The sequence below is a fragment of the Micromonospora sp. DH13 genome (genome assembly GCF_020873825.1).
Classification (GTDB): domain Bacteria; phylum Actinomycetota; class Actinomycetes; order Mycobacteriales; family Micromonosporaceae; genus Micromonospora; species Micromonospora haikouensis.
In genome coordinates, this window is the sequence record NZ_JAHWGR010000075.1 from 1 (window position 1) to 6,922 (window position 6,922).

General features: G+C 75.3%; 10 protein-coding genes. 5 read left to right on the forward strand and 5 right to left on the reverse strand.

Going from position 1 to position 6,922, the window contains the following annotated elements:
* On the forward strand, positions 1-1,109 hold a 1,109-nt coding region (locus LPA42_RS33145), incomplete at its 5' end, for an ATP-grasp domain-containing protein (RefSeq protein WP_228987129.1).
* 110 nt (positions 1,110-1,219) lie between these two features.
* On the opposite strand, the gene LPA42_RS33150 is transcribed toward LPA42_RS33145, so the two are convergent.
* On the reverse strand, positions 1,220-1,687 hold the full coding sequence (locus tag LPA42_RS33150; protein ID WP_077936604.1) for a GNAT family N-acetyltransferase: 468 nt from the start codon (positions 1,685-1,687) through the stop codon (positions 1,220-1,222).
* 30 nt (positions 1,688-1,717) lie between these two features.
* Positions 1,718-2,656, reverse strand: a complete 939-nt coding sequence (locus LPA42_RS33155) for a thiamine-phosphate kinase (RefSeq protein ID WP_077936603.1) — start codon at positions 2,654-2,656, stop codon at positions 1,718-1,720.
* 248 nt (positions 2,657-2,904) lie between these two features.
* Between LPA42_RS33155 and LPA42_RS33160 the strand changes: the two genes are divergently transcribed.
* The gene (locus tag LPA42_RS33160; protein ID WP_043962303.1) at positions 2,905-3,138 is read left to right on the forward strand and encodes an Lrp/AsnC ligand binding domain-containing protein; all 234 of its coding nucleotides are present in this window, start codon (positions 2,905-2,907) and stop codon (positions 3,136-3,138) included.
* A 99-nt stretch (positions 3,139-3,237) separates the two neighbouring features.
* A complete protein-coding gene (locus LPA42_RS33165; RefSeq protein ID WP_228987130.1) occupies positions 3,238-3,774 on the forward strand; it encodes a DUF3515 family protein in 537 nt (178 codons plus the stop codon).
* Positions 3,775-3,874: 100 nt separating this feature from the next.
* On the opposite strand, the gene LPA42_RS33170 is transcribed toward LPA42_RS33165, so the two are convergent.
* The 3 genes from LPA42_RS33170 to LPA42_RS33180 form a co-directional block, all read right to left on the reverse strand.
* On the reverse strand, positions 3,875-4,972 hold the full coding sequence (locus LPA42_RS33170; RefSeq protein WP_077936601.1) for a D-alanine--D-alanine ligase family protein: 1,098 nt from the start codon (positions 4,970-4,972) through the stop codon (positions 3,875-3,877).
* A gap of 203 nt (positions 4,973-5,175) precedes the next feature.
* Positions 5,176-5,391 carry a hypothetical protein gene (locus LPA42_RS33175; RefSeq protein WP_043962301.1) on the reverse strand — a complete coding sequence of 72 codons (216 nt, stop codon included), beginning with the start codon at positions 5,389-5,391 and terminating at the stop codon, positions 5,176-5,178.
* Entirely contained in the window at positions 5,388-5,591 is a 204-nt protein-coding gene (locus LPA42_RS33180) for a hypothetical protein (RefSeq protein ID WP_043962300.1), read from the reverse strand. The genes LPA42_RS33175 and LPA42_RS33180 overlap by 4 nt, the downstream gene beginning before the upstream one ends.
* Positions 5,592-5,819: 228 nt before the next feature.
* On the opposite strand from LPA42_RS33180, the gene LPA42_RS33185 reads away from it, so the two are divergent.
* Both LPA42_RS33185 and LPA42_RS33190 read left to right on the forward strand, forming a co-directional pair.
* The gene (locus LPA42_RS33185) at positions 5,820-6,665 is read left to right on the forward strand and encodes a helix-turn-helix transcriptional regulator (protein WP_043962299.1); all 846 of its coding nucleotides are present in this window, start codon (positions 5,820-5,822) and stop codon (positions 6,663-6,665) included.
* A gap of 3 nt (positions 6,666-6,668) precedes the next feature.
* On the forward strand, positions 6,669-6,881 hold the full coding sequence (locus LPA42_RS33190) for a DUF397 domain-containing protein (RefSeq protein WP_043962297.1): 213 nt from the start codon (positions 6,669-6,671) through the stop codon (positions 6,879-6,881).
* The last annotated feature ends 41 nt before the right edge of the window (positions 6,882-6,922 follow it).

Here is a 6,922-nt window from a genome sequence, read left to right on the forward strand (position 1 = left end):
CGGCCGAATACCAGACGGGCTTCGACGCGGACGCGCTGCTGGCCCGCGAGCCCGATCTGGCCAGGGCCCGCCTCGTCATGCCGGGCCTGGAGTACGCCGTGGGCGCAGCCGCCCGCCTCGCCGCCCGCCTCGGCCTGCCCGGTGCCGGGGCGGAGGCCGCCGACGTCTTCTCCGACAAGCACCGGATGCGGCTGCTCGCCGCCGACGCCGGGCTACCGAACCCGGCGTACGAGCTGGTGGGCGGGCCGGCGGAGGCGGTCGAGTTCGCGCGCCGGCACGGCGGCCGCTGCGTGCTCAAGCCGACCCGGCGCTCGGGCAGTCTCGGGGTGCGGCTGGTCGCCGACCCGGCCGAGATCCCGGCCGCCTGGGCGGCCACCGCGGCCCCCGAGGCCCCGCCGGAGGCCACCGACCGGGGGCTGCCCACGCAGGTCCTCGCCGAGCAGGTGCTCGACGGCCGGGAGCACAGCGTCGAGCTGCTCGTCGCCGACGGCGAGGTGATCTTCGGCAACGTCACCGACAAGCGGGTGCTGCCCGGTCCCCTGCCGGTCGAGACGGGGCACACCGTCCCGTCGGCGCTGCCCGGTGCGGTCCGCCGCAACCTGCTCGACGCGGCGGGGCGGCTGTGCGCCGCCGCCGGGTTCCGCACCGGGGTGCTGCACAGCGAGTGGATCGTCGTCGGCCCGCGCCCCGGCACCGAGCCGGCCGAGGCGGGCGGCGTGCCGCACCTGGTGGAGTGCGCCGCCCGGCTCCCCGGCGACATGATCACCGCGCTGATCTCGATCGGCTACGAGTTCGGCTTCATCGACGCGTACCTGCGGGTGTTGCGCGGCGAGCGGCCGGCGCTGCCGACCCGGCCGACCGGGGCGGCGGCGGTGGAGTTCCTGCTCGCCGACCCGGGCACCGTCACCGGCGTCGAGGGGCTGCGGCCGGCCCGCCGGGTGCCCGGGGTGCTGGAGGTGCAGCTCGACACCGCCGTCGGCGCGACCGTCGCGCCGGTCACGTCGTCGGGCCGGCGCAGCGGGCACGTGCTGGCCTGGGGCGTCGACCCGGCCGAGGCCGAGCGGGCCGCCCGCGCCGCCGCCGCCGAGATCCGCGTCACCGTCGCCTGACGGGCCGCCGCCGCGCAGCCACCCAGCCGACCAGGGCACGGGCCGCCGCCGCGCAGCCACCCCGACGAACAGGGCACGGGCCGGCCAGGGCGCGGCGCGCAGCGGCTCGGTCAGAGGGTGCGGCCGAAGGAGAGGCAGCCCGGGTGGTCCCGGTAGAAGCCGAAGTTCGGGATGCGCTCGTAGCCGGCCGCGCTGTACATGGTGATCGCCTCGGGCTGCTTGTCGCCGCACTCCAGGACGAGCTGCTTGCGCCCGTGCTCGCGGGCGGACCGCTCGACGGCGGCGAGCACCGCCCGGGCCACGCCCCGACCCCGCGCCTGCGGGCTGGTGTACATGCGCTTCAGCTCGGCGGTCTCCCCGTCGTCGCCGTGGCTGCGCCAGCCCCCGCACCCGACCGGCTCGCCGGCGAGGTAGGCCACCAGGAACGCGCCGTGCGGCGGCACGAACTCGGCGGCGTCGACCGGGGTGTCGTCGCCGCTGCCCCCGTACCGCCGGCCCAGGTCCGCCAGGGCGGCCCGGATGAGCTCCTGGGCCTCCGGGGAGTCGAAGCGGGCCGCGCGGATCTCGATCTCGCTCACGGGGGAAAGGGTACGTCGCCGGCCGGTCCCCTACCGGAAGTGGTCCCAGCCGGTAGGGCCGTCGTACGCCTCGCCGTCGACGGTCACGCCGGTGCCCTCCGTCACCCGGCCGACGATCCGCCACGGGTCGGGCAGCGCCACCGCCGGGGGGAACGTGGCCGCCAGCGCGTGGTCGTCGCCGCCGGCGAGGATCCAGGAGTACGGGTCGACCCCCAGCGCCTGGGCGGCGTCGCGCATCTGCCGGGGCACCTCGAAGGCGTCCCGCCGCACGTCGATGCCGACCCCGCTGGCGCGGGCCACGTGCCCGAGGTCGGCCAGCAGCCCGTCCGAGACGTCGATCATGGCGGTGGCCCCGAGCCGGGCGGCGTGCGGCCCGGCCGCGTACGGCACCTCGGGCCGCCGGTACGCCTCGACCAGGAGCTTCGGCGTGCGGAAGCCCCGGGACAGCACGGTGTAGCCGGCGGCGGCGTACCCGCTGCGGCCGGCGAGCGCCACGACGTGCCCCGGGCGGGCCCCCGAGCGGACGACCGGGGACCGGCCGCCCAGGTCGCCCAGGGCGGTGACGGCGATCGTGAGCGTGGGGCTCGCCGACATGTCGCCGCCGACCACGCTCGCGCCCACGGTGGCGGCCTCGGCCCCGAGCCCGTCGGCCAGTTCCTCGGCCCAGGTCGGGTCGAGGTCCGCCGGCATGCACAGGGCCACCAGCAGGGCGGTCGGGGTGGCACCCATCGCCGCGATGTCGGCCAGGTTGGCCGCCGCCGCCCGGTGCCCGACGTCGCGGGCGGCGGACCAGTCCCGGCGGAAGTGCCGCCCCTCGACGAGCACGTCGGTGGAGGCGACCACCCGGGCGTCCGGCGCGGCCAGCACCGCCCCGTCGTCGCCGGGCCCGAGCAGGCAGGACGCCCCCTGGGGCAGCCGGGCGGTGACCCGGTCGATCAGCCCGAACTCGCCGATTCCGGTCACGCTCATGCCCGCTCCCCGCCGCACCCGTGCCCACCGTGGACCCGGGACGGCCCCGCGCCCCGGCTGCCGTGGACCCGGGATCGTTCCGCGTCCCGCCCGCCGTGGCCGCGGGATCGTCCCGCGCCCCGCCCGCCGTCGCGCCCGTCGCGCTCGCTCACCGCTTCTCCTTGGCCACCGATAGGGATCAGACCTGGTCCGTAAGGTAGTTTCACCCTTCGGGCCGCCCAGCGGCGGCGACGGACGGAGGTCGAGTCGTGGTACAGGCGTACATCCTCATCCAGACAGAGGTGGGTCGGGCGCGTGACGTGGCCGGCCTGATCGGCGACCTTCCCGGCGTGGTGCGGGTCGACGCCGTCACCGGGCCGTACGACGTGGTCGTGCTCACCGAGGCCAACACGGTCGACGAGCTCGGCAAGCTCATCGTCAGCAACGTGCAGATGGTGCCCGGCATCACCCGCACCCTCACGTGTTCGGTGGTGCGCCTGTAAGTGGACGAGATCACTTCCTCCTCCGAGTCCCCCGCCGGGGCGGGCACGAGCGACGACGCCGGCGCGCCGCGCCGGGACCGGGCCAACCGCAGCGCCGCGCTGCTGGCCACGCTGGTCGCGGTGCCGGTCACCGTGGCCGTGGCCGGGTTCACCTTCGCCAAGCTGACCCCGGACGCCCCGGCCGCCGAGCCGGGCCCGGCGGCGACCAGCGCCGGGCCGCGGTCCACCGCGCCGGTCGAGATGGCCGCCCCCCGGCTGGCCGAGCGGCCCGCCACGGTGTGCCGCGCGCTGACGTCGCAGCTCCCGCCGACCGTGCGCGACCTGGCCCAGCGGCCGGTGACCGCCGGCCCCGAGCAGAACGCCGCGTACGGCGACCCGGCGCTCACCATCGCCTGCGGCGGCGCCGAGCCGGAGCCGGGCGACACCGACGACATCTGGGTCGTCAACAAGGTCTGCTGGTACGCGGCCGAGGGCCCGGACGCGACGGTGCTCACCACGCTGGACCGGGAGACGGCGGTGCGGGTGACCGTGCCCCGCACGTACGGGGCGGCCCTGCAGTGGGTCAGCCCCATCTCCGACGTGGTGATCGCCTCGGTGCCCTCGGGCGGCGACGCCCCCGGCGGCTGCACCGGCTGACCAGCAGCTCCCGCCGGCTGGCCGGTCTTCACCGGCTGCGGCGGCTGACCGGCCATCGCCGTCGGCCGCGCCTGCCGGTCGCCCCGGCGGCTGCGCGCGTTCAGTGCAGGCCGACGCCGCGCCGCTGGGCGGTGCGGATCAGTCGGTTGACCAGCTTCGGATACTCCAGCCCGGAGGCAGCCCACATCAGCGGGAACATCGACGTCGGGGTGAAGCCGGGCATCGTGTTGATCTCGTTGAGGTAGACGTCCAGGTCCGGGGTGACGAAGAAGTCGACCCGGGCCAGCCCGGCGCAGTCCAGGGCGGCGAACGCCCGGACGGCGTAGTCCTGGACCTGCCGGGTGACGTGGTCGGGCAGGGTGGCCGGCAGGTCGTACTCGGGCTCGGAGAGATATTTCGCCTCGAAGTCGTACCAGTCGTGGTCGCCGCCGGCCCGCACCTCGGCCAGGACGGACGCCTCCGCGCCGCCCCCGGCCTCGCCCTCCAGCACGCCGCACTCGACCTCCCGGCCGACGATCGCGCCCTCGACCAGCACCTTCGGGTCGATCTCCCGGGCCGTGGCGACGGCAGCCTCCAGGTCGGCCCAGTCGTCGACCTTCGTGATGCCGAACGACGAGCCGGCCCGGGACGGCTTGACGAAGACGGGCAGCCCGAGCCGCTGCTTGTCCTCCTCGGACAGGGTGACCCCGCTGCGCAGCACCGCGTACGGGCCGACGGGGATGCCCTCGGCGGCGCAGAGCTTCTTGGTGAACTCCTTGTCCATCGCGGCGGCGGAGGCGAAGACGTTCGCCCCGACGTAGGGGATGCCGGCCATCTCCAGCATGCCCTGGATGGTGCCGTCCTCGCCGTACGCGCCGTGCAGCACGGGGAAGACCACGTCGACGTCGGCGAGCACCCGGGGCCCCTCGGCGGGGTCGAGCACCAGCAGCCCGTTGCCGGTGGGGTCGGCCCGCAGCACGAGGTCGGCGCCGGCCTCGGCGGTGATCTCCGGCAGCCGCCGGGCGCTGATCGCCAGCTGGGCCGGGTCGCCGCTGGTCAGCACCCACTTGCCGGCGCGGGTGATGCCCACGGGGACCACCTCGAACTCGTCCGGGTCGAGCGCGCTGAGCACGCTGCCGGCGCTGACGCAGGAGATGCCGTGCTCGGGGCTGCGGCCGCCGAAGACGAGGGCCACACGGGTCTTGCCTGGGGTGGTCACTCGGTCACCCTTTCGTTCGCGACTGCGAGGCTCGTGGTGCTCGCCGGTGGCGCTCACCCGGATGACCTTACTGTGCGTGGCCGGACAACGGAGTTGATACCCGGGGAGAAGCGGCAGCACCGCGCAACCGGTCAACAGTGCATATACGCTGCGTAATCACACCACGGCGGACAGCGGCTCCCGGGCGGGCGGCGGGCGGCGCGTCAGAGGCCGTAGCGGCGGCCGACGGCGATCACCTTCACCCGCTGCCGCCCGGCCCGCACCATGCCCAGCGCCATGAACGCGCCGGCGATCCGGTCGGCCGCCTCCCGGCTGCTCGCCCCGACGACCTGCCGTCGCCGCTCGGGGGCCTGCCGCTCGTCGCGGCGCACGTCGTCCACCGGGCGGACGTCGGTGAGCACCACCAGGAACCGGGTCACCGCCGGCCTCCCGCAGCGCCCCACGCCGCCCGGCCGGGCGACCCTTCCGGCTCCGCGGTGGTCGCCGCCAACCCGCCGGAGCGGTCCCGGCAGACGTACGCCAGGTGGGCGTGGATCCACGCGTCGTCGTTGTCGCGCAGCACGGGGTGTGCGCACCAGCGGCACCGCGACACCCGGGGCCAGCAGGCGGTCACCGTCATCCGATTCCCTTCCGGTGCGTCCCGGGTGGCGGCACGCGGCGATCGGGTACGGGGGAGAAAACCCGATCGCCACGCGCCCCATCCCCTCCGGTCACTCACCACCGCCGTCGCCACGACAACCGGCAGTGAGGAACTGGTCACAGGTTGACATGTGGACTGGCGTGAATGCAACTCTCATCGCCGTTCTCTCATGTGCACACTCCCGGCCATGTATGTCACCATCGACGCATGGCACCGAAGACGGCCCGGGCCCGACGGCTCGGCATCGCGCTGCGTACGCACCGGGAGGCGGCCGGCCTCACCCTCGAAGCCGCCGCCGACGAGATCAACAGCACCCGGAGCACCCTGTCCCGGTACGAGAACGCCCAGACGCTGATCAGCCCCGCCACGGTGCGCGCCCTGCTCACCCTCTACGGGGTGGGCGCCGACGAGCTCGCCGCCGCCGTCCAGCTCGCCAAGGACGCCCGCAAGCCCGGCTGGTGGGTGTCCTATTCGTACCTGCTGGACCGGCGGACCATCGACTTCATCGCGCTCGAGGCCGAGGCCACCGGCATCGCCAACTTCGAGCCGTCGGTGGTGCCCGGCCTGCTCCAGACCGCGGACTACATCCGGGGGGTGATGCGGGGCGGCCCGCACACCCTCAGCGACGAGCAGGTCGAGCAGCGGGTCCACCTGCGACTCGACCGGCAGCAGCGGATCACGGGTGACGATCCGGCGATCCTCGACGCGATCATCGACGAGGGCGCCCTGCTGCGCCCCGTGGGCGGCCAGGCCGTGATGGAGGCGCAGCTGCACCACCTGCTCAAGATGGCCGAGCTGCCCAACATCACGGTCCAGGTGATCCCCCTGTCCGCCGGCTACCACCGGGGCACCCGGGGTTCGCTGCACATCCTGGAGTTCCCCGACCCGGAGGACCCGCACATCGCGTCGGTGGAAACGGTCGCCGGCCAGATGGTCCTCGACCGGCCCGGTGACCTGCGTACCTGCACCAAGATCATGGAGCACCTGCGGACGGTCGCACTCAGCCCCGCGGCCACCCGGGACCAGCTCCTCCGACTCCTGAAAGGACGGTAGAACATGACCCCGACGACGAGCGCGGCCCTCGCCACGGCGCGATGGCGCAAGAGCAGCCGCAGCGGCGACGAGGGAGCCTGCGTGGAGATGGCGGTCGTACCCGGCGCGGTGGCCGTCCGCGACTCGAAGGACCCGACGGGCCCGGCGCTGCTCTTCCCGCCGACCGCGTGGGCCGCGTTCGCCGCCGCGCCGCCCCTCACCTCCCGGCGCCCCTGACCGCCGCGCGGGCCGGCCGGGGGGTCCCGTCCCGGCCGGCC